Annotated in this window: 21 protein-coding genes; 14 read left to right on the top strand and 7 right to left on the bottom strand. The window is 70.8% G+C overall.

The genetic code is table 11. The annotated features are described in order from the left end of the window. Positions 1 to 69: 69 nt before the first annotated feature. Entirely contained in the window at positions 70 to 747 is a 678-nt protein-coding gene (locus MKK75_RS14310; RefSeq protein ID WP_244043223.1) for an invasion associated locus B family protein, read from the bottom strand. Positions 748 to 861: 114 nt separating this feature from the next. Next, the gene (locus MKK75_RS14305) at positions 862 to 1,038 is read right to left on the bottom strand and encodes a hypothetical protein (protein ID WP_244043222.1); all 177 of its coding nucleotides are present in this window, start codon (positions 1,036 to 1,038) and stop codon (positions 862 to 864) included. Positions 1,039 to 1,409: 371 nt separating this feature from the next. Between MKK75_RS14305 and MKK75_RS14300 the strand changes: the two genes are divergently transcribed. Further along, positions 1,410 to 2,855, top strand: coding sequence for a homospermidine synthase (locus MKK75_RS14300; protein ID WP_244043221.1), 1,446 nt, complete (start codon positions 1,410 to 1,412; stop codon positions 2,853 to 2,855). A 69-nt stretch (positions 2,856 to 2,924) separates the two neighbouring features. Here MKK75_RS14300 and MKK75_RS14295 read toward each other — a convergent pair whose 3' ends face one another. Both MKK75_RS14295 and MKK75_RS14290 read right to left on the bottom strand, forming a co-directional pair. Next, on the bottom strand, positions 2,925 to 3,782 hold the full coding sequence (locus MKK75_RS14295; RefSeq protein WP_244043220.1) for a metallophosphoesterase: 858 nt from the start codon (positions 3,780 to 3,782) through the stop codon (positions 2,925 to 2,927). Between the two features lie 8 nt (positions 3,783 to 3,790). Next, positions 3,791 to 4,396: a cation transporter gene (locus MKK75_RS14290; RefSeq protein ID WP_244043219.1), complete on the bottom strand. Its 606-nt coding sequence runs from the start codon at positions 4,394 to 4,396 to the stop codon at positions 3,791 to 3,793. Between the two features lie 187 nt (positions 4,397 to 4,583). Between MKK75_RS14290 and croR the strand changes: the two genes are divergently transcribed. From croR to MKK75_RS14265, 5 genes are all read left to right on the top strand, one after another. Further along, complete coding sequence (gene croR, locus MKK75_RS14285) at positions 4,584 to 5,057, top strand: 3-hydroxybutyryl-CoA dehydratase (protein WP_244043218.1); 474 nt, start codon at positions 4,584 to 4,586, stop codon at positions 5,055 to 5,057. Between the two features lies 1 nt (position 5,058). Continuing rightward, positions 5,059 to 5,889 carry a TrmH family RNA methyltransferase gene (locus MKK75_RS14280; protein ID WP_244043217.1) on the top strand — a complete coding sequence of 277 codons (831 nt, stop codon included), beginning with the start codon at positions 5,059 to 5,061 and terminating at the stop codon, positions 5,887 to 5,889. Between the two features lie 308 nt (positions 5,890 to 6,197). Then, entirely contained in the window at positions 6,198 to 6,821 is a 624-nt protein-coding gene (locus MKK75_RS14275) for a TadE/TadG family type IV pilus assembly protein (RefSeq protein WP_409567568.1), read from the top strand. Next, complete coding sequence (locus MKK75_RS14270; RefSeq protein WP_244043215.1) at positions 6,821 to 7,432, top strand: TadE/TadG family type IV pilus assembly protein; 612 nt, start codon at positions 6,821 to 6,823, stop codon at positions 7,430 to 7,432. The genes MKK75_RS14275 and MKK75_RS14270 overlap by 1 nt, the downstream gene beginning before the upstream one ends. Before the next feature lie 27 nt (positions 7,433 to 7,459). Further along, positions 7,460 to 8,764, top strand: coding sequence for a TadE/TadG family type IV pilus assembly protein (locus tag MKK75_RS14265; protein WP_244043214.1), 1,305 nt, complete (start codon positions 7,460 to 7,462; stop codon positions 8,762 to 8,764). Positions 8,765 to 8,872: 108 nt separating this feature from the next. Here the strand turns inward: MKK75_RS14265 and MKK75_RS14260 are convergent, their stop codons facing one another. Next, positions 8,873 to 9,748, bottom strand: coding sequence for a LysR family transcriptional regulator (locus tag MKK75_RS14260; RefSeq protein ID WP_244043213.1), 876 nt, complete (start codon positions 9,746 to 9,748; stop codon positions 8,873 to 8,875). A 75-nt stretch (positions 9,749 to 9,823) separates the two neighbouring features. Here MKK75_RS14260 and MKK75_RS14255 point away from each other — a divergent pair, with 75 nt between their 5' ends. The 5 genes from MKK75_RS14255 to MKK75_RS14235 all read left to right on the top strand — a co-directional run bounded on the left by MKK75_RS14255 (position 9,824) and on the right by MKK75_RS14235 (position 15,423). Beyond that, positions 9,824 to 11,056, top strand: coding sequence for a YbfB/YjiJ family MFS transporter (locus MKK75_RS14255; protein WP_244043212.1), 1,233 nt, complete (start codon positions 9,824 to 9,826; stop codon positions 11,054 to 11,056). Positions 11,057 to 11,199: 143 nt separating this feature from the next. After that, complete coding sequence (crtI, locus tag MKK75_RS14250; protein ID WP_244043211.1) at positions 11,200 to 12,789, top strand: phytoene desaturase family protein; 1,590 nt, start codon at positions 11,200 to 11,202, stop codon at positions 12,787 to 12,789. Further along, positions 12,786 to 13,235, top strand: coding sequence for a DUF2141 domain-containing protein (locus MKK75_RS14245; RefSeq protein WP_409567567.1), 450 nt, complete (start codon positions 12,786 to 12,788; stop codon positions 13,233 to 13,235). The genes crtI and MKK75_RS14245 overlap by 4 nt, the downstream gene beginning before the upstream one ends. Before the next feature lie 5 nt (positions 13,236 to 13,240). After that, positions 13,241 to 14,218 (top strand): ABC transporter ATP-binding protein, encoded by a 978-nt coding sequence (locus MKK75_RS14240; RefSeq protein ID WP_244043210.1) that lies wholly within the window; start codon positions 13,241 to 13,243, stop codon positions 14,216 to 14,218. Beyond that, entirely contained in the window at positions 14,215 to 15,423 is a 1,209-nt protein-coding gene (locus MKK75_RS14235) for an ABC transporter permease (RefSeq protein ID WP_244043209.1), read from the top strand. The genes MKK75_RS14240 and MKK75_RS14235 overlap by 4 nt, the downstream gene beginning before the upstream one ends. A gap of 10 nt (positions 15,424 to 15,433) precedes the next feature. Here the strand turns inward: MKK75_RS14235 and MKK75_RS14230 are convergent, their stop codons facing one another. Further along, the gene (locus MKK75_RS14230; RefSeq protein ID WP_244043208.1) at positions 15,434 to 15,913 is read right to left on the bottom strand and encodes a cache domain-containing protein; all 480 of its coding nucleotides are present in this window, start codon (positions 15,911 to 15,913) and stop codon (positions 15,434 to 15,436) included. Positions 15,914 to 16,082: 169 nt separating this feature from the next. Continuing rightward, complete coding sequence (locus tag MKK75_RS14225; protein WP_244043207.1) at positions 16,083 to 16,385, bottom strand: hypothetical protein; 303 nt, start codon at positions 16,383 to 16,385, stop codon at positions 16,083 to 16,085. Between the two features lie 305 nt (positions 16,386 to 16,690). Here MKK75_RS14225 and MKK75_RS14220 point away from each other — a divergent pair, with 305 nt between their 5' ends. The 3 genes from MKK75_RS14220 to MKK75_RS14210 all read left to right on the top strand — a co-directional run bounded on the left by MKK75_RS14220 (position 16,691) and on the right by MKK75_RS14210 (position 20,151). Then, complete coding sequence (locus MKK75_RS14220) at positions 16,691 to 17,533, top strand: type 1 glutamine amidotransferase (protein WP_244043206.1); 843 nt, start codon at positions 16,691 to 16,693, stop codon at positions 17,531 to 17,533. A 102-nt stretch (positions 17,534 to 17,635) separates the two neighbouring features. Then, positions 17,636 to 19,165, top strand: a complete 1,530-nt coding sequence (locus MKK75_RS14215) for a phytoene desaturase family protein (RefSeq protein ID WP_244043205.1) — start codon at positions 17,636 to 17,638, stop codon at positions 19,163 to 19,165. A gap of 227 nt (positions 19,166 to 19,392) precedes the next feature. Further along, positions 19,393 to 20,151 carry a lysophospholipid acyltransferase family protein gene (locus tag MKK75_RS14210; RefSeq protein ID WP_244043204.1) on the top strand — a complete coding sequence of 253 codons (759 nt, stop codon included), beginning with the start codon at positions 19,393 to 19,395 and terminating at the stop codon, positions 20,149 to 20,151. Positions 20,152 to 20,287 lie beyond the last annotated feature (136 nt).

The following is a 20,287-nucleotide window of genomic DNA, read 5'->3' as shown; positions in this document are numbered from 1 at the left end:
GGCCATCCTGCGGCGCGGCCACTAACGCGGCCTTAACCGTAACCCGCAAATCGACGGGATCGCCGTGCGTCAGCCGCTCAGGGCGACGGCGCGGTCGAGGGCCTGGGCGAAGCCCTCCAGCGGGACCGTGATCGTCGCGTCATCGCTGCTGCCGGCCTTGTGGCCGATCACGAACAGCTTCTTGGCGGTCCGCATGCCGTCGAGGGCGAGCGTCGGGAAGCTGATCGGCACGAAGCAGCCATCCGGCCCGCAGGCGGAGTAGGGCGCCCCCTTGCCGAGGGTCTGCTCGTCCAGCTTGAAGGCGATGCCGGGCTCGATGGCGAGGCCGAAGGGCATCAGCACGATCCCCTCGGCGCGGCCATCCTTCGGTGTCTGGAGCTCGATGCCGAACTTGCGCCGGCCCGTCTGCGAATCACCCTGCGACTGGGCGATGATGCAGGTGATCTTCTCGCCCGGATGGGTGCAGGTCATGGACCAGTCGCCGTAGCTCTCGGTCACGGAGCTCGCGCCATTGGGCCATGCGGCGTGGACCGGCGCCGACGCCGCGGCCGGCGGGGACTCGGCGGCGGGCTTGGCCGCTGGTTTCGGCGCGGCGGGCTTGGGCTTCGGCTTCGGCCGGGCCTTCTGCGGTGCCCCGGCCGGGGCGGCCTCCGGCTCGGCATCCTGCGCCCGCGGCGCCGCCAGCGGAAGGGCGAGCAGCAGCGTGACGCTCAGCGTGGCGCGCAGGAGCGCGTGAATCGTCGGCATGGAATCAACAACCCCCGGGGCCATGGAACGGCAAAGCGCCCTAAAGCCCCAGCGGGACCGAAGCAATTGCCCAGCGTGCCCGAGGGTTATGCAGACCTGCCGGGGCCGAACCCTTCAGAGCGGGTTCGGGCCGCCGACGGCGCGGGCCAGGGCGCAGCGGCGCGCGAAGGCGGCCTCGGCGCCGCTGCGGATGGCGCGGGCGGAGGCGAACACGAGGGTCAGGAAGCCGGGATCGCGATCGGCGGTCTCGGTGACCGGGCTGGGGATCCGGGAGGCGATGAGAGCGAGCATGACGGTCTCCGACGGGCTGTGTCTCGGGCGTTTCCGGAAATCCCGTGCTGATCGGCCGTCTCGGCGGCCTTGCTGCAATGCAATATGAGGCTTGCGGCCGGCGCTGGCCACAGGCCGCGGCGCGGGTGCATCATGCGCCCGAATCATGGCAGCGTACCCCGTCCGTCAACGTCGCATTAACGGCTCGTCGCAGCGGATGGTTGACCGGGCCCGGGCGAGACGCCATTGAGCCGCTTTCGGCGGCGGGCCATCGGCCGCGCCGCAACGCATGCCTGGACCTGTCGCCGCAGTGTCACATGCGCGCCATAACCCGCCCGCTGGCCAGACCGCGCGGACGCCCGCGGCGCCCGTCAGATCCGAGGATATCCTGAATGACCGATCAGCCGACCCGTCACCCGATCCATGGCCGCATCAGCGGCCCCATCGTGATGATCGGCTTCGGCTCGATCGGCCGGGGCACCCTGCCCCTGATCGAACGCCACTTCGCTTACGACAAGGCTCGCTTCACGGTGATCGACCCGGTCGACACCCATCGGGCGCTCGCCGAGAAGCATGGCCTGCGCTTCGAGACGGTGGCGCTCACGCCTGAGAACTATCGCGATGTCCTCACCCCGCTCCTCACCGAGGGCGGCGGTCAGGGCTTCTGCGTGAACCTGTCGGTCGACACCTCGTCGCGCGCCATCCTGGAACTCTGCCGCGAACTCGGCGCCCTCTACATCGACACGGTGGCCGAGCCCTGGCCGGGCTTCTACTTCGACAAGACGAAGAGCCAGGGCGACCGCACCAACTACGCGCTCCGCGAGGACATCCTCGATGCCCGCGCCAGGAAGCCCGGCGGCACCACCGCGGTCTCGTGCTGCGGCGCCAATCCCGGCATGGTCTCGTGGTTCGTCAAGCAGGCGCTCCTGAACATCGCGCAGGATACCGGCCTGCAGCGGCCCGAGCCCAAGAGCAAGGCCGAGTGGGCCGCGCTGATGAAGGATCTGGGCGTGAAGGGCGTCCACATCGCCGAGCGGGACACGCAGCGCGCCAAGAATCCGAAGCCGCGCGGCGTCTTCGTCAACACGTGGTCGGTCGAGGGCTTCGTCTCCGAGGGCAACCAGCCGGCCGAGCTCGGCTGGGGCACGCACGAGACCTGGAAGCCCGCCAATGCCCGCGAGCAGGAGAAGGGCTCGCGCTGCGCCATCTACCTGCTGCAGCCCGGCGCCGACACGCGGGTTCGCACCTGGGTGCCGACCGCCGGCTCCCAGTTCGGCTTCCTCGTGACCCACAACGAGGCGGTCTCGATCGCCGACTACTACACGGTGCAGGAGGGCGGGAAGCCGGTGTTCCGGCCGACCTGCCACTACGCTTATCACCCGGCCGACGACGCGGTGCTCTCGCTCCACGAGATGTTCGGCAAGGCCGCCAAGGTGCAGGAGCAGCACCACATCCTCGACGAGACCGAGATCGTGGACGGCATCGACGAGCTCGGCGTGCTGGTCTACGGCCACGAGAAGAACGCCTACTGGTACGGCTCGCAGCTCTCCATCGAGGAGACCCGCCGGATCGCCCCCTACCAGAACGCCACCGGCCTGCAGGTGACCTCGGCGGTGCTGGCCGGCATGGTCTGGGCGCTGGAGAACCCGGAGGCCGGCATCGTCGAGGCGGACGAGATGGATTTCCGCCGCTGCCTGGAGGTCCAGACCCCGTATCTCGGCCCGGTTGTGGGCGTCTACACGGACTGGACGCCGCTCACCGACCGCCCGGGCCTGTTCCCGGAGGATATCGACACCAGCGATCCGTGGCAGTTCCGGAACGTGCTGGTGCACGGCTGAGCGGACCCGCCCCGGATCACCCTTGCGGCTGACGGAAGGGGGGCTTCCGGTGCCGGGTCGGGCGCGCCTTCAGGCGCGCTCGCGCTCGACGGTCAGGGTAAGGTCAGCCCGGTAGCTCGCCCCCTCCACGGGGTTCGAGACCCAGCGGCAGCGCCCGATCGCCAGGTCGTGGCCCGCGTGGAAATGCCCGGAGATCCACAGGTCCGGCCGGTCGGCATCGGCGAGGTCGTCGAGGGCCGTGCTGGCGTAGAAAGCCGGCACCCACCAGGGCACGCCGGGCGCGTCCCGAAACCGGTCGGCCGCCAGCGGGCTCGCCGGATGATGGGTCACCACGACGGTCGGGCCGTCATGGGCAATGCGGAGCGCCGCGTGCAGGGCCGCCCGCTCAATCCGGTGCGCGGCCATCGCGTCCCCGGGCTGCCAGGGGCTGCCGTCGGCCTTCCGGATCGAACCCAGATATTCCCGCGAGCCGGTGACCGGATCGGTCATGCGCGCGGCCGCGTAGGCGACCGGATCGTCCGGGCGCCCGGGTGTGTCGGGGCGGAGCCAGCGTCCGGCGAGGCTCCAATCGCTCCACAGGGTCGTGCCGACGAAGCGCACCCCGTCGATGACGCAGCTTTCGGAATGCTGGAGCAGGTGGATCCGGGCGCCGAGGCCGTTCAGGCGTTCGACCTCCGCCTCCAGGGCTGCCAGCAGCTCCGGCGCGGTGCGACCGTCGCCGGTCGGCCCGTAGCGCTCGTGGTTGCCCGGAACCAGCACGACGGGCCGCCCCTGCGCGAGGTGCAGGAGCGCCGCCAACCCGCGCTCGGGATGCCCCTCGTAGAGATCGCCCGGGCAGGCGAGGAGGTCGAACGGCTCGCTCGGCATCGCGATGAGATCGAGGCGGCGGCGCTCGAGATGGAGGTCCGAGACGGGGAAGATGCGCATGGCGGGCTTCACCGGGCGGCCCGGCGCTCGGCGGCGGCGGCCTTGAGGATGTCGGCCGCGGAATCGGCGTTGAGGATCGCGATCCCCGCCGCCACGGCGAGATCCGGCCAGGGCGAGGGATAGAGGGCCGTCACCAGCCCGGCCGCGATGATCGCGAGGTTGGCGACGGCGTCGTTGCGGGCCGAGAGGTAGGCCGCCCGGGTGAGGCTGCCGGAGCCGGCCCGGTGCCGGGCGAGCATCGACGCGCAGGTCAGGTTCACGGCGAGCGCCCCGAGGCCGGCGAGCGTCAGCGGCAGGGCGGCCGGCGCGACGAAATCCGCGATCTTCCCGTAGGCCGCCCAGGCGCCCGCCAGCGCCGGCAGCAGCAGGATGAACGCCATGGCGGTGCCGAGCCGGGCGCGGTTGCGCGCGCTCCAGCCGAGGCCCGCGAAAATCAGCAGGTTGATCGTCGCGTCCTCCAGGAAATCGAGGCTGTCGGCGATGAGCGCCACCGAGCCGATGGCGAGCGCCACCGCGATCTCGATGCCGAAATAGCCGAGGTTCAGCGCCGCCACGCGGGCGACGACGGGGCGGAGGGCGGGCGGCGCGGGCCCGGCGGCATCATCGGCGGTCACGGGGGGCGTCTTCGCCGACCCGGGGGCGCCTGTCGAGGGCCGTTGAGAAAACCCTGTCCGCGCCTCAAGAAAGTTCGAGGCTGGTTAGGCCTTCGTCCGGGTGGATTCGATCCTGCGATCGTGCGAGGCCAGAGCCAGGGCCGGGCGCGGACGGCGTCACAGGCCGGAAGCGGAGGTCTGCCGAGTCATGCTGCCCGAATTGCGCGTGCTCTATTTCGAGGATCTCGAGGTCGGATTGTCGGAGACCCTGTCGAAGACGATCGCGTCCTCGGATGTGGTCGGCTTCGCCGAGATCACCGGCGACCGCAACCCGATCCACCTGTCCGAGCACTTCGCCGCCCGCACGCCGTTCGGCACCCGCATCGCCCACGGTCTCTACACCGCCGGGCTGATCTCGGCGGTGCTCGGGACCCGCCTGCCGGGGCCGGGGGCGGTCTACATCTCGCAGACCCTGAACTTCCGCGCGCCGGTGCGGATCGGCGACGTCGTGGAGGTCACCGTGACGGTCGCCGAGCTGATGCCGGAGCGGCGCCGCGCGCGGCTCGCCTGCCAATGCTCGGTGGCGGGGGAGACCGTCCTCGACGGCGAGGCGCTGGTGAAGGTGCCGACCAAGGCCGAGGCCGACCCGCTCGCCAGCCGCACCGAGCGCGCGCAGGGCTGAGGTGGATCCCGGCCCGGAGACGATCGCCGACCCGGACGACCCGCGCCTCCAACCCTACGCCCACATCCGCGAGCGCGACCTCGTGGGCCGCGCCGGGCGCTTCATCGCCGAGGGCGAGGTGACCCTGCGGCTGCTGCTCGGCCGGCGCAGCCGCTTCCGCGCCGAATCGATCCTGCTCCTGCCCGAGCGGTGGCCAGGCCTCGCCGGGGCCGTGGCCGCCTGCCCCGAGCCCCCGCCGGTCTTCCTCGCCGCCAAGGCGGTGATGAGCGCCGCGGCGGGCTTCCCGATCCATCGCGGGGTGCTGGCGGTCGGCCTGCGCGGGCCTGAGCCCGACGCGGCAACGCTCGTGCCGCCCCCACCCGCGCCGGCCCTGGTGCTCGGGCTCGCGGGCCTGACCAACCACGACAATGTCGGCGCCGCCTTCCGCAACGCCGCCGCCTTCGGGGCGGATGCGGTGCTGCTCGACGCGGCGAGCTGCGATCCGCTCTATCGGAAGAGCATCCGGGTCTCGGCCGGCGCGGCGCTGATCCAGCCCTTCGCGCGGCTCGCCGCCGACCAGGACTGGATGCGGCTCGCCGACTCGCTCGGGCTGCAGGTCCTGGCGCTCAGTCCGGGAGCGACGGAGCCCCTTGAAGCGTGCGCCGCTCCATCACGGGCCCTCCTGATTCTCGGCACGGAGGGGCCAGGGCTCGACGCGGCGATCCTCGCCCGGGCGCGGCCGGTCCGCATTCCAATGGCGGCGGGATTCGATTCCCTCAACGTCGCCACCGCGGCGGGAATCGCCCTGCACGCCATCGCGCGCGGCCAGGGGCGGCTCGACGGCGGGCGATGAGTCCGCGCCGGAGACCCGAGTGTCGGTCCGTTCAGGCTGCACCGCATACGCGTTCTCGCCGATCCCGACCCAGGGTCCGGTCAGCGAGGCCTGGCGGACGAGCGCCGCCGCACCGTCGCGCGCGCGGATCTCGATGACTCAGGCTGATCGAGATCCCGCATATATCCTCGGTTGAAAGAGCTTCCACGCCACAACCTTAAACGACATCAATAACACTCTGGCGGCCAGATTTCCGCGATCGCATATGGAGAAACGTAAGATTCTTGTGGTCTATCCCGTCCGATTACCCCAACCCGCCGGGTCGGACCGTGAGACCATTGAGCCATGTCGCTTTCCGTTGGCTGAGGCCGCCGAGACCTGTCGCGCGGCTGGGTCGTGAACGAAGCGGTGCCACGGCGGTCGAGTTCGGTCTCGTGGCGCTTCCCTTCATCGCCCTGATCGGGGCCTGCCTGGAGAACGGGCTGGTCGCCTGGGAACAGGAGATTCTTCAGCAGGCCGTCGTCGAGGCCGGGCGCCAAGTCTACACGGGCTCCTTTCAGACCGCGAACGCCGGCACGACCGACGCGGCGACGCTGATCGGCCGGTTTCGCACCGCGATCTGCACGCAGCCGAGCGGCGCTGCGCGGGTCACGATCTTCAACTGCGCCAATGTCCGAGTCAGCATCACGTCGGCCTCCAGTTATGCGGGGGCCACGACGGTCTCCCCCGTCGCCATCAACAACAACGGCGTCAGCGACTGGAACCCCAACTTCCAGAGCTACACCTGCGGGGGCGCCTCCGCGATCATGGTGATTCAGGCGGCCGTGGACATCCCGGTCTTCTTCCCGTTCCTCGGCGCGGCACCGGCAAACCTGCCGAACAAGCGGCGGGCGATCCAGGCCGCGACCGTGTTCAAGATCGAGCCCTACACCACCACATCCGTATGTTCGTGATGGGCGCCCTCTCGCAGATCCTGAAGCGCTTTCGGGCCGATGGACGGGGGATCGCCGCCGTCGAGTTCGCCCTCGTCCTGCCGGTGCTGGTCGTCATCTATTTCGGCACCGTCGAGTTGACCCGCATCCTTGATGCCAACCGCAAGCTGACGCTGTTCGCCCGGACGCTCGGCGATCTCTCGGGGCGCGCGGACAACCCGAGCCCCTCTGCCAGCGACATGACGACGATCGCCAGCGCCGCGACCGCGATCCTCAGGCCGCTCGACGCCTCGGGCCTCCAGATCGTCGTCAACGCGATGGGCGTTCTATCCTACAACGGCACGTTCTACGGCGGCGTCTGTTCCAGTTGGTCCCAGAACGCGACCAAGCGCCCGGCTCAGCAGATCAACGGGACGAACGGCCTACCGGCCACGCCCGCCGCCTATCAGTTCAACGGGGCCCGCTACATCCTGGCGGAGGTCTCGATGGCCTACACGCCGATCATCGGCAGCGCCCTCTACCGGTGGATCTTCGGTGCGCAGGGCCTGACCTTCACCCGGCAGATTCCGTGGTCGGAGCGGACCATCAACGAGATCGTGATGCCGGGCGGCGTGGTCTGCCCGACCTACTAGAGCTGTGGCCGACCGCGGGTGGATATCATGTCTCTGTTTCCTGGCCGCTCCCTCCGCTCGCGCCTGAGGCGTTACCGGCGCGCGCGCTCCGGCCAGGTCGCGGTGACCCTCGCCCTCGTGGCGATGCCGATCCTGTTCGCCTCGGCCGCGGCCATCGATTACGGCCGGCGCAACGCCGCCAAGGCCCGCCTCGACGCTGCGCTCGACGGGGCCGTCCTCGCGGTCATGTCCCAGAAGAGCAATACCATCACCACGACCAACCTTCAGAACATGGAGACGCAGTTCCGGACCGAGGCCGCCAAGGTTCCCGGTGTGACCGTCGCCTCCTTCACGCCGGGGACACCGGTCAACGGCGCCTCGACCGTGAGCCTGACGGCGAGCTACACCGCCACCGTGAAGACCAGCTTGGCCTCGATGATGAAGGTCATGACCATGAATATCGGCGGGAGCGCATCGAGCACCCGCAATCTGTTCCAGTACATCAACTTCTATCTTCTGCTCGACAATTCCCCGTCGATGGGCCTCGCCGCCACCGATACCGACGTCAGCAACATGAAGAACGTGACCGGCGGCTGCGCCTTCGCCTGTCACGAGCACACCTACGACAGTCAGGGCAACGTGACCGGCGACAACCTGAACGACAATTATCACGTCGCCCAGAAGAACAACATCAAGCTGCGCATCCAGGTCCTGAGGGATGCGGTCTCGGCGCTGGTCGATCAGGCCAATGCCAGCATGTCGCTCAGCCAGCAGTTCCAGATGGAGATGTGGACCTTCAACGATTCCACGACGCAGACCCGGTTGCAGGCGATGACACCGGTTTTGAGTCAGATCAAAACCGCGGCGAGCAACATCGACATCGCCTATGCGTATTATAACCAGTCCGACAACCAGACCGATTTCGAGCGCGCCATCACCAAGATGACCGCGACGATCCCGGCCAGCGGTACCGGCACGACGTCCCTGTCGCCGATCCGGTTCCTGTTCTTCGTGACCGACGGCGTGGAGGATACCGGCGGCACCGTCACCAATCAGAGCGCCGGGTTCCAGATCGGCAGCAATCGCTTCATCGGCCCGTTCAGCCCGTCGACGTGCAACGCGCTGAAGAGCAACAACGTCCGCATCGGCATCGTCTACACGCAGTACTTGCCGATCTACGACAACGGTTTCTACGTCAGCTACGTCAAGCCATACGAGAGCCAGATCGGACCGATGCTCAAGGCCTGCGCGTCCGACGGGCTGTATTTTCCCGTCGCCTCCGGCGGTGATATCACGGCCGCGATGCTCCAGCTGTTCTCGACCGCCGTCGCCTCCGTCAGATTGAGCAACTGACACCCAGTTGCGGCGATCCCGACCATGGGTCGGGATCGCCGCGCCCGGGGGGACAACCGCCGCCGCACCTTCGCGCGGACGAACCGCGATGCTGCAGGCCGCGCCGTCTCACGCAGCCCGGACGTCGGCGTCCGGCTTGGGGAGCAGCGCCATGAGCGCCTGCAGCGGCGTGCTCGCCTCTCCGGACCAGACGAGATGCGTGCGGTTGCGGCGCAGGCGCTCGGGCAGCGGATGGCGCTGCACCGCATCGCTCAGGACGGCATGATCGAGCATCTCGCCCGGCACGATCGCGGCCCCCGTTCCGGCCGCCACGCAGGCCACGATGGCGTGGTACGAATTCATCTCCAGCACCCGCTCCGGCGACGCGCCCTCCCCGGCCAGCCACGCGACGAGGCGCGCGCGGTAGGAGCAGCCCTGCGGAAAGGCCACCACGGTCCGCCCGCCCAGCGCGACCGCCTCGCGGATCGTCGTCGCGCCCATTCCGGTGATCAGGACCAGATCTTCGTCGAAGGCGTGGACCGACGAGAGGCTTCGGCGCTCGAACGGCTCCGACACGAAGGCCGCCTCCACCTCGAACCGGTCGAGCTGACGCAGCAGCGCCTGCGTCGTGCCGGTCTGCAGCTCGATGGCGACGTCCGGATACCGCTCGTAGAACGCCGACAGGATCGGCGGCAGCCGTGCGCCGGCCGTGCTCTCCAGGGCGCCGAGGCGCAGCACGCCGCGCACGGTCCCGCCGCGCAGGTCCCGCTCGGCCTGATCGGCCATGTGCAGCAGCTTCTCCGCATGGCCGAGCAGCGTACGCCCCGCCTCCGTCAGGGTGAGGCTGCGCCCTTGTCGGCGGAACAGCGCGACCCCCAGCCGCTCCTCGAACTGCTTGATCCGCGTCGTGACGTTGGAGGGCACCCGGTGGAGCTGCGCCGCCGCCCGCGTCACCCCGCCTTCCCGGACGACGCAGCGGAAGATGTGCAGGTCATCGAGATCCATCGTTCTCATACCAAGAACGATACGTCACAAGAATTCATTTTCCAAGACATGCCGTTCCGTGCTGAACCGCACGCCATGGAAACGATGCATCCCGCCTCCGCAGAGCAGCCGGCCACGATCCGGCCGATCGTCGGCTCGGGCCTTGTCGCCCTGGCGGTCGCCATGGGGATCGGCCGGTTCGCCTTCACGCCCCTCATGCCGCTGATGATCCGCGACGGCACCCTGAGCCCGGCGGCCGGCGCGGAATGGGCGGCGGCGAATTACGGCGGCTATCTCGTCGGGGCCCTGACCGCGTCGTGGTTCGCGGACGACCCGCGGCGCGGCCTGCTGGTGAGCCTGCTCGGCGTCGCGCTGACGACCTTCGCCATGGCGGCGATCGAGGCCGGGACGGTTCCGCTGCTCGGCCTCGGGCTCCGCGCCGCCGCCGGCGTGTTCAGCGCCTGGGCGCTGGTCTGCGCCAGCGGCTGGTGCCTCGCCGAGCTCGCCCGGCGGCGCTCCGGGGAGGCCGGAGCCTGGATCTACACCGGCGTCGGGCTCGGCATCGCCCTGGCCGGCCTGCTGACGTGGGTCGGGGGGCGCCAGCCGGCGCAATGGCTCTGGTTGGAGCTGGGGACGCTCGCCGGCGCCGGCGCGCTGTTCGTCCGGGCGCAATCCGCCACGCGATTCGGAAGCGCCGGCACGCGAGCGGCGCGGCTCACCGAGCGCGAGGCCTCGGCCACGGCGCCGCTCACGCGGAGCCGGCAACTGTCCCTGGTGATCTGCTACGGAACCTTCGGCTTCGGCTACATCGTCCCGGCGACCTTCCTCCCGTCCATGGCGCGGGCGCTCGCCCCCGATCCGCTCGTCTTCGGGCTGACATGGCCGCTGTTCGGCCTCGCGGCCGCCCTGTCGGTCGCCGCGGTGGCGCGCTTCCTGACCTACGGATCCCGCCAGCGGATCTGGGCCCTGGCGCAGGGCGTGATGGCGCTCGGCACCGCCCTGCCCCTGTTCGTCCAGACCCTGCCGGCCATCGCGGTGTCGGCGGTGTTGGTGGGCGGCACCTTCATGGTCGCCACCATGGCGGGCCTGCAACTGGCCCGCGAGGCACGCCCCGACAATCCGACCCCGTTGCTGGCCCGGATGACCGCCGCCTTCGCGGCCGGGCAGATCGCCGGCCCGCTGCTGGTGCGCGCCATCGGATCCGGCCGCTGGGCCGGCTGGGATGCGCTGGGCTGGACCGGGGCCGTCGCGACGCTCCTGCTGATCCTGTCGGCCGCGTGGCTGTGGCGCACCGAGCACCCAGCGCCCGAGAGCCCGCGCCCGGCCTGACGGAATCCGGCCGGCGGACCGTCTTCGGCGGTGCGATGAGCCCGGTTCGTTCTGCGCGCGACAAACGGCAGCAATTGCCGCACGCGATTACCAGCCTAGCTTGACCATAGGGGAATAGGGGATTCGGCAGGGAGTCGGCGGCGTTGCTTCAGTCAGGAAATGGGTTGCGGGCGCTGACCGGACGTCGGGTGGCCGTGGTCGGTGCCGGTCCGGGGGGCCTGGCCTCCGCCTTGCTGCTGGCGCGGGCCGGAATCCACGTGACACTGTTCGAGAAGGACGCGCAGGTCGGCGGCCGCACCAAGACGGTGGCGGCGCCGGGCGGCTACAAGTTCGATATCGGACCGACGTTCTTCCTCTATCCGCAGATCCTCGCCGACATCTTCGCGAGCTGCGGCGAGCGGCTGGAGGACCACGTCAAGCTCGAACGGCTCGATCCGCAATACCACCTCGTGTTCGAGGGGACGGACGGAATCTCGGGGACGATCCGGGCGACCGGCGACATCGCCCGCATGGAGCAGGAGATTGCCCGCCTCGCGCCCGACGACGCCCGGAACGTGCAGGCGTTTTTCACCGAGAACCGGACCAAGCTCGAATACTTCAAGCCGATCCTGCAGCAGGCCTTCCACACCCTGCGCAGCATGGCGAGCCCGGCGATGCTCGCGGCCCTGCCCTACCTGCACCCCGGAAGAAGCGTCGACCGCGACCTGAAGCGCCACTTCGCCGACCCGCGGGTGCGCCTCGCCTTCTCGTTCCAGACCAAGTACCTCGGCATGTCGCCGTTCCGGTGCCCGAGCCTGTTCACGATCCTGTCGTTCCTCGAATACGAGCACGGGGTCTACCACCCGGTGGGTGGCTGCGGCGCGGTCTCGGATGCGATGGCGGGCTTGGCCGGACGCATGGGCGTCGACCTGCGGCTCAACACCAACGTCGAGCGGGTGCTGTTCGACGGCAAGCGCGCCAGCGGGCTGGTGGCGGATGGCGAGACCTTCAACGCCGACGCGGTGCTGATCAACGGCGACTTCGCCAAGGTGGTCCGCGCCCTGGTGCCGGAGCGGCACCGCCCGCGCTGGCGCGACGCCAAGATCCGGAAGGCCCGGCTCTCCTGCTCGACCTTCATGCTCTACCTCGGCATCGAGGGCAAAATGCCCGAGAGCCTGGGGCATCACACCATCCTCCTGGCCGATGGCTACGAGAAGAACATCCGCGAGATCACCGAGGGTACGCTGCCGATGCAGCCCTCGCTCTACGTGCAGCATGCCGGCTTCACCGACGGCGGCATGGCGCCGCTCGGGCACACCGCCCTCTACGTGCTGGTACCGGTGCCGAACCTGAAATCCGGGATCGACTGGGCCGCCGAGCGGGCGAGCTACCGCGCCCTGGTGATGGAGCGGCTGAAGCTCCTCGGGATCGACGACCTCGAATCCCGGATCCGCTACGAGCGGATCATCGACCCGACCCAGTGGGAGGAGGATTTCGCCGTCCACGAGGGCGCCACCTTCAACCTCGCCCACGACCTGATGCAGATGCTGTACTTCCGGCCGCACAACCGCTTCGGACCGGGGCTCTACATCGTGGGCGGCGGCACCCATCCGGGCTCAGGCCTGCCGGTGATCTACGAGGGCGCCCGGATCTCGGCCCGGCTGCTGATCGAGGAGCTGGCCGGCGCCCGCGCCGCGGCGGCGGCCGGCATCCCCGACACCGCACCCCTGGCCACCTCCGGCGAAGCCTCGTGAGGCGGCCGGCGGGTCGGCGGCGCTTCCTCGCGGGACTGATCCTCGCGGGCGGGCTCGGCGCTGCGCGGCCGGCGGCGGCCGCGACCGTGCAGGTCGAGGTCGACGGGATCGAGCCCGGCGGCGGACCGGTACGCGTCGCCCTGTGCCAGGGGGGGCTCTCGGAAGCGTCCTGCGCCCGGGGCGATGAGGCCCCGGCCTCCGCGGACCGGATCCTGTTCACCTTCCAGGGCGTGCCGGCCGGGACCTACGCGGTGGCGGCCTATCAGGATGCGAACGGCAACGGGCGCCTCGACCGCACGGGGCTCGGCCTTCCTCTCGAGCCCTACGGCTTCTCGGGCGCCGTCCGCCGCCGCGCACGGCCGGACTTCGCCGAGGCCGCCTTCAGCCTCCGGGAGCCGGGCGGCACCCTGCGGGTGCGCCTCGCTCGCGCCCTGCCGCGGCGCTGACCCGGATGGGACAGACCTTGGTCCAGATCGCGGATGTCGGCCTAGACCTCGGCGGGCGGCGGGTCCTGGAGCGCGTCGATCTCGATCTCGAAGCCGGCGAGACCCTGGCCCTCCTCGGGCCGAACGGGGCCGGCAAATCCTCGCTAATGCGCCTCGTCGCGGGGCGACTCACCCCGAACGCGGGGTCCGTTCGGATCGGCGGCAAGGATCCCTACCGGGAGGGCAGCGCCCGCCGCGCGATCGGCTGGGTTCCGCAGGAGATCGCCCTCTATCCGAAGCTGACGGTGGCGGAGAATCTCGGCGTGTTCGGCCAGCTCGCGGGCGTGGCCCGGCGCGACCGGACGGCGGCCGTGGAGGCCGCCCTGGCGATGGCCGACATCGCCGAGGTCGCGCGGCGTCCGGTCGGATCCCTGTCGGGGGGTTACCGGCGCCGGGTCAACATCGCGGCGAGCCTGATGAACCGGCCGCGCCTCGTCCTTCTCGACGAGCCGACCAGCGGGGTCGACCTCGCCGCCCGGGCGGCGATTCACGCCGTCCTCGACCGGCTCAAGGCGGCCGGCACCGCGATCCTGATCGCCACCCACGATTTCGCGGAAGCCGAGCGCCTGGCATCGCGGGTCGCGTTCCTGGCGCAGGGGCGGGTCGTGCGCGCCGGCCGCCTCGCCGACCTGCTGGCGCAGTTGCGCGCGGGCGCCCCCGAACGGGAACTCAGCCTGATGGTCCCGGCCGATGGCGCTGCGACCGCGGCCCTGCGCCGGGCCGGCTTCGCGGCCGTCGAGCCGGGCGGCCTCGTCTGGCGCTCGGTGGAGCGGTCGGGCCTCGACGGTGCGGCGCTGCTCGGAGCCCTGCGCGCCCAGGGCGTGCCGGTGGCCGAGGTCCGGGTGCGCGCCCCGCGACTGGAAGCGCTCTACCTCGACGCGCTCCGGCCCCGCGAGGTGAACGATGCCGGCACCGCCCCCTGGCGGGCCGGGATCGCCGGATGATCGGCGCCGCGTTCCGCGTGATGGCCCTCACTTTGCTGCGCGACCGCGCCGCCCTGGTCATGGCCTTCGTGCTGCCGACCGTGATCTTCTCGATCTTCGCCGCAATCTTCTCCGGGGCGACCGGCGACCGGATCCGCATCCATCTCGGGCTCTCCGACCTCGCGCAGACGGCCGCGACGCGGCGCCTCACCGATGCCCTGGCGGCCGACCCGTCCCTGCGGGTGACGCGCCTGCCCGCGACCGATCTCGCCGGCGTCGCCGAGGCGGTCCGCTCGGGCGAGGTCGACGTGGCGCTGGCCCTGCGCGGCGACCTGATCGCGGCCCCCGCGGAGGGCGTACCGGGGCCCGCCGACCAACCGGTGGTGCTGGTCGAGAACCCCGCCAAGGCCCTGGCGACGCCGATCGCGCTCGGCCAGCTCCAGCGCGTGCTGAACGCAGCCCTGCCCGACGTGGTGCTGTCGCGGATCGTCGCCGACGTGGAGCGCAGCGGCAAGATCGGCCCCGACGAACGCCGCTTCCTCGACGAGGCCTTCGCCGAGCAGCGGGCCAGGAAGGAGCCGTTCAGCTTCGCCGACATGGTCGAGCGGCGCAGCACCGCATCCGGCACCGCGAATGCCCGGATCAGCTACTATGCGGGGGCGATCACAGCGGTATTCCTGTTGTTTGCCGCCATGCAGGGGGCGATGTCGCTGGTCGAGGAGCGTGAGACCGGTATCGCCGAGCGGCTGATGGCCGGGCCGGGCGGGCTTCCGGTGGTGGTGCTCGGCAAGTTCGGCTTCCTGACCCTCCAGGGTGTCGTGCAGGCCGGGCTGATCTTCCTGGCCGCCGGACTTCTCTACGGCGTGGAGATCGGGCCGCACTGGCCGGCCTTCCTGGCCACCTGCCTGCTGGTCTCCGCCATGGCGGCGGGTCTGGCGCTCGCCGCCTGCGCGCTCGCGGTCACGCGCCAGCAGGCGCACCTCGCCTCGACCTTCGGGGTGCTGCTGCTGTCGGCGGTGGGGGGCTCGATGGTGCCGCGCTTCCTGATGCCGCCCTGGCTGCAGCAGGCCGGCTGGCTGACGCCGAACGCCTGGGCGATCGACGCCTATCAGGACGCGCTGAGTGAGGGTTTCACCGTCGCCGCACCGGCGCTGGCCGTGCTGGCGGCCCTGGCTCTCGCCGGGCTCGGCCTCGCCCTTGCCCTGGCGGCCCGGCGGACGGCCTGAGCCGGTGCTGCTACTCGACGTAGGCGCCCGCGCCGATCAGCGCCTCCGCGCCCGCCACATGCGTCTCGCAAACGTAGCTCCACTTCACCGTGACAACCGACTGCCCCGGCCGCGGAAACATGTAGTCGACCCAGCCCGACCCGAACCGGCTGACCGTGTCGATGAAGGCTTGGTGGAACGGCTTCCCGTCGGCGTCGCGCTCGTGGAGGAGGTCGCGTCCCTCGCGGTTCGGGTAGGCTGCGTTGAACAGCACGATGCCCCGCATGTCGACGACGAACAGGTAGACGTCGCCGTAGCGCCACCCGGTGCCCTTCCGCCGGAACTCGGCGAAGGCGTCGGGGCCGCGCTCCTCCAGGAACTCGGCCGCCCGGTTGACCAGGGTCTCGATCTCCACGGCCTGATGGGAGACCGGCGGCGAGCGCTTGCCGGACGCGGGCAGCGTCGCGGCGATCAGGAGCAGCACCGGCCAGATCAGCAGGGCTCTCGCCATGGCCTCACCTCACCGAAGCCGAATTCGATCTCGCATACCAAGGTGTGGTGATCCCGATCCATGGTCGGGATCACCGCACCCGGCAGACGACCGCCGCCGCGCCTTCGCGCGGACGAACCGCGATGAGGCAGGCTCAACACGGTTCGGTATCAGCCCATCGCCAAGCCGGTCAGGCCCGCGTCTCCAGGGCGGGACCGCCGGGCGTAAGGCGCTGCCGCAGGGCGAAGAACCAGCTCCGCCGGGGCGCAACCGGCAGGCCCACCGCGTTCGGGAGCGCCTCGAAGGCGAGGCGATGACGGTGCAGCTCGATGATCCGGTTGAGGTGCCTGATCGCCGTGAGACCCTGCGCGGCCATCAAACGATGGCCCTCGCAGGCACCGTTCTCGACCATGGCGTGAACGGCATCCTCGGCCCGCGCAATCAGGCCCCGAGCTTCCAGACAATACAGTTCCATCTCAGCGAGATCTGGCATTTGGCCCTCCCTGCCGATCGCATCGCAGTATCCGACCCGATCTAAATACTGCTGCGGTTGACCGGAGATCATCATCCATTTGGGGGAGCATCGCGATCGGGCGCCGATCACCTTCTCGTGCGCGCCCCGGGACCGGCGCCCCCGGTACGATTGCCGGAGCCTGGGGGGCCGATGCTTCGCAGGCCGGTCCGTCATCGGACCCCGGATCGGGGGCGCGACGATCCGCGCCGGCCCTGCGACCAGCGGCGCGCGGACAGGGCTGCCGCGATCGGGCACGGTCCGGCCCCGCCTGTTGAGAGAATCCCATGCTCCGCCTGCTCATCGCCGACGGCAACGACCGTGCGGCCCGCGACCGTCACGTCGCCGCCACGGGACGAACCTCGGCGGAGTCCTACGCCGCGGTGGTGCGGGCGCTCGCCCCGGGGACCGTCTGCCGGCTCGTCAGCCCGGCCGATGCGGACGCCGCCCCGCCGGAGGGGCTCGCCGATTTCGACGGCCTGATCTTCACCGGATCGACCCTGAAGGTCTCCGATGGGACACCCGAAGTGACCCGGCAGCTCGATCTGATGCACGCGGCCCTGGAGGCGGGCCGGCCGGTGTTCGGCTCGTGCTGGGGCGTGCAGGTGGCCGCCACGGTGGCGGGCGGCAAGGCCGCCGAGAACCCGCGCGGCCCCGAATACGGCTTTGCCCGGTCGATCACGCCGACCCAGGAGGGCCGGACCCATCCGCTGCTCGCCGGCCGCCCGGCCGTCTGGGACGCCCCGGCGATCCACTCCGACGCCGTCCTGGAGCCGCCGCCGGGCGCCCGCGTGCTCGCCGGTAACCAGGTGCTGGGCATCCAGGCGATCGAGATCCGCCACGGTGCCGGGTGGTTCTGGGGGACGCAGTACCATCCCGAACTCGACCTCGACGAACTCGCCGCGATGCTGCGCCTCTGCGGCAGCGCCCTCGTGGAGGCGGGGTTCGCGGAGGATTCGGGGGCGGTCGCCGCCTACGCCGCGGAGATCGCCGACCTCCAGGGATCGGACCCGGAGGCGGCCCATCGCCTCGCCTGGCGGCACGGAATCGGCCCGGAGGTGCTCGAAGCCGGGCTGCGCCGCCGGGAAATCAGTAATTTCCTGAGCCGTTTGTCCACAGAAGCGGGCTGAACGGGGCGCGCCGCGACGGGGTGGCGCGTTGACCCGCCCGGTCGCGCGTCTAGCTTCGCTTCAGCGGGCCGGTTCGACGGCCCCGGGGAGCGACCCAACAGGATGACCCAGGATTCCACGGTCGCCGTCATCGGCAGCGGGCTCGGCGGACTCGCGGCCGCGTGCGTCGCCGCCGCGCGGGGCCACCGCGTGACGGTCTACGACAAGAACGGCTGGCTCGGCGGCAAGGCGGCGGTGCTGCACGAGGGCGGCTTCCGCTTCGACATGGGCCCGACCATCCTGACCGTGCCCCGGGTGCTGGAGCGGATCTTCGCGGAGGCCGGCCGCTCGGTCCACGACTACATGGACCTGCGCCGCCTCGACCCGCAATGGCGCTGCTTCTTCGACGACGGCAGCCACATCGACCTGATGCAGGATGTCGAGCGGATGGCGGGCGACATGGAGCGCTTCGCCCCCGGCACCGGCGAAGGCTACAAGAAATTCCTCTCCATCTCAGAGCACCTGCACAGCGTCTCGGAAAAATTCTTCTTCTGGAAGCCGGTCGAAGACCTGTTCGACACGATCAACATCCGCGCCAATATGAACCCCGGCACCCTGCGCGACGTGCTGTCGTTGCGCATGCACGCCTCCGTGGCCTCGACGATCCGCGGCAAGGTGAAGGATGCGCGGCTCGCGCAGATGCTCGACCACTTCGTGCAGTATGTCGGCTCCTCGCCCTACGGGGCGCCGGCGGTGCTCTGCGCCATCGCCCACATGCAGACGGCCGACGGGGTCTGGTACCCGATGGGCGGCACCCGGGCGGTGGCGGAGGGGCTGGCGAAGCTCGCCCAGGAACTCGGCGCCACCTGCAAGACCGACACCGAGGTGACCGGCATCGAGACCGCCAATGGCGCGGTCCGGGGCGTGCGCACCGCCGAGGGCGTCACGCCCTTCGACGCGGTGATCTCCAACATGGATTCGGTGCGGACCTACCGTGAGCTCGTCGGCGGCGAAGCCGCCAAGGCCTACACGAAGAAGAACCCGGAGCCGGCCTGCTCGGGCGTCGTGCTCTATCTCGGCCTGAACAGGCGCTACGAGCACCTGAACCACCACGATTTCGTCTTCTCCCGCGACCCTGAGGAGGAGTTCGACTACATCTACAACAAGGGCGAGCCGGCCCCGGACCCGACCGCCTATCTGGCCGCCCCCTCCTCCACCGATCCGAGCGTGGCGCCGGAGGGTGGCGAAGCGCTCTACGTCCTGGTGCACACGCCGTATCTGCGCCCGCACCACGACTGGCGGCCGGACGGTCCGCTGTTCCAGAACTATCGCCGGACGATCCTCGACAAGCTCAAGCGCACGGCCAACATGCCGGACTTGGAGGAGCGGATCGTCGTCGAGCGCCACCTGACGCCGCAGGACATCCACGAGCGCTATCGCGTGCTGAACGGCGCGATCTACGGGCTGGCCTCGCACGGACGGGTGATGGGGGCGTTCAAGCCGGGCAATCGCTCGCGGCAGGTGCGCGGCCTCTACCTCGCGGGCGGCGCGGCCCATCCGGGGCCCGGGATGCCGATGGTGATGATGTCCGGCTGGATCGCCGCCGACGCGCACGATCAGGACGCGCGCGGCACCCTGCGCGCGACGGCGTGACATCCGCGCCGCCTTCCCCTCCCCCCTCTGCGGGGGAGGGTGGCCCCCAAAGGGGGTCGGGTGAGGGGAGCGACGGTGCAGAATATGGCTCGGCCGTCACGTCGGGCGAGGCCCTGCCTGAAGCGGCGCTCCCCTCTCCCCCCCTGCTGTGCAGGGTACCCTCCCCCGCAGGGGGGGGAGGGAGAGCCGCGCATCTCCCCAAGGTCTCGCCCAGGATCCGCCGCTTCATGGTGGCGTGGTTCGAGCGCTACCTGCACCGCCACCTCGACGCGCTGCGGCTGCCGCTCTGGAGCACGCCCCCCGACCGCTCCCATCCGGGCCCAATCGTCGTCTACTGCAATCACCCCGCATGGTGGGATGCGGCCCTGATCATCGTGCTGGCCGGACGCCTCTACCCGGAGCGGCCGAGCCGAGCCCCGTTCGATGCCGCGATGCTGGCGCGCTACCGCATCTTCGAGCGGATCGGGGCCTTCGGGGTCGACCTCGACAGTCCCCGGGGCGCCGCGCAGTTCCTGGCAGCCGCCCGGACGATCCTCTCCGCGCCCGACGGGATGCTCTGGATCACCGCGCAGGGCCGGTTCGCCGATGCCCGCGCGCGGCCCCTCGCGCTGCGGCCCGGCGTGGCGCGGCTCGCCGAGATCGCCCCCGATGCCCTGTTCGTGCCGATGGCCCTCGAATACACCTTCTGGGACGAGCGGGGCGCCGGAGCCTTCGCGGCGTTCGGGGCCGGGATCCCGGCGGCCGACCTCGCCGCCCTGCCCCGGCCGCAGCGCCTCGCCCGACTCGAGGCCGATCTGACCGCGACCCTGGACAGGCTCGGCGCCGACGTGATCAGCCGCGAGCCGGCGCGCTTCCGCGCCCTGATCTCCGGCCGCAAGGGTGTCGGGGGCGTCTACGACCTCTGGCGCGGTCTCGCGGCCCGGCTTTCCGGCCGCCGCTTCAATCCGGCCCACCGCACCGCGGACGGGCAGGACCGCGCCGCGTGAGGCCTTCGACTCCACCCCGCCCCCGTGCGATGCAGGGACCGGACGAGATTCACCCCCGGCACCGGCCATGACCGACACGATCCTGACGGCTCTGGCCCTGCTCGGCCTGATCCTGGCCCTCCTCCCGGCGGTGCTG

It is taken from the genome of Methylobacterium sp. J-030 (assembly GCF_022829545.1).
GTDB lineage: Bacteria > Pseudomonadota > Alphaproteobacteria > Rhizobiales > Beijerinckiaceae > Methylobacterium.
The sequence above is the reverse complement of the archived record's forward strand: the minus strand, read 5'-3'. Positions and strand labels throughout refer to the sequence as shown.